The sequence below is a fragment of the Reichenbachiella sp. MALMAid0571 genome (assembly GCF_040151475.1).
Lineage (GTDB): Bacteria > Bacteroidota > Bacteroidia > Cytophagales > Cyclobacteriaceae > CAXBNB01.
Window position 1 is genome coordinate 1 of sequence record NZ_JBDKWG010000112.1, and the last position, 1,443, is coordinate 1,443.

The 1,443-nt window shown below is 32.8% G+C and carries 1 pseudogene; it reads left to right on the top strand.

What is annotated here, in order from left to right:
- Positions 1-141: 141 nt before the first annotated feature.
- A pseudogene (locus AAOP42_RS06625) lies at positions 142-1,251 on the top strand (AAA family ATPase); the annotation flags it as partial.
- Positions 1,252-1,443: the final 192 nt, after the last annotated feature.

The following is a 1,443-nucleotide window of genomic DNA, read 5'->3' on the forward strand; positions in this document are numbered from 1 at the left end:
CCTGATAAATTTGTACTTTTAACCATGATGTTTCAGTGGTGAGAAACTCAAACATCATCATATTGGTGGAGGTTTCCTCCACCAATTGTACTTTTCTTATATTAATACTGATAACATAGCTTTTAATCGGATACCAGTAATTTAGTATCCATTTCCGAAGCAAACCGTCAAATTATTAAATCAAAATTTGAGGAATTAAAGTCAAAGTTTCAAAAAGAATGGAATTCAGAAATTGACAATATTCAAAATGGCAATAGGTCAGCTAAAGCCAACAATCTTGAGAAAATAAAGCAGATTGAAGAAGACCCAATATTTATAAAAGGTTTAGCAGCATTTCAAAATAATCAACAATACAAAGAGGTTGAACTGAAGTTAAAAACCCAAAAGGACAAGCTGGCTGATATACTCGTAATAAAGCAAGAATTAGAGAAGCTTAAAGAGCAAATTGAGTCCTTAAAAAAATCGATTCAAGAGTCTCATCGGCAGTACTTATCAAAAATCGAATCAATAAAAGAGGAATTAAGTATTTCTAGAGACAAACTAGAAATAAACGCATTTGCCAAGCTGAACGAACCAAGCTACAGCGGTTTGCTCCATAGAAGTATTAATCAGCAAAGCTATCAAGGTCAAGGTATCGTTTCAGTTGACTTAAAAAATGTTGAGGATTATTTCAAGTCAGTAAATCAATTATTTGAAAAATTGCTGAGTAGAACAGTTACTCTAAAGCAGCAATATTCTCATAGTTCATTATGTATAGAGCTAATGGCTACAAACCATTTCGAGATTTCATACAATATTGTTTATGATGATATTTTTAGTCAGATGTCTGAGGGAAAAAAGGCGTTTGTTGTTCTACTCTTGTTACTAGATTTTAGTACTAAAGATTGCCCTATTCTCATTGACCAACCGGAAGATGATTTAGATAATAGGGCTATATATAAAGACTTGGTTACATATTTGATTAAAAAGAAGAAACAAAGGCAAATCATTCTGGTAACTCACAATCCAAACATTGTAGTTGGCGCTGATTCAGAATTAGTGATTGTAGCTAATCAAAATGGAACAGATGCACCAAACAAGAATGGAGTTAAATTTCAATATGTATCAGGAAGTCTTGAGAATACGAGAGAGTTCGATGAAAACATCAAGATTACATTGGATTCACAAGGCATAAAGCAACACGTTTGCGAAATTCTTGAAGGTGGAGATGATGCATTCAAGCAACGTGAACGAAAATATGCCATAATATGATTAGTAAGTATTTGTAGAATCTGCTAATAAATAAACACAAAAGCACAACAGACACTTCCATGAATAATCTTAAGGTAGGGGATTGATTCAATTTAGTAAAAAGCCATCATATTTTCTTTTTTTTATCTTTTTTTCTTCGAATGTTTTAGAGATCCCAAAGCTGCTTAGTGGCAAGGAAGGCACAATGTTTCC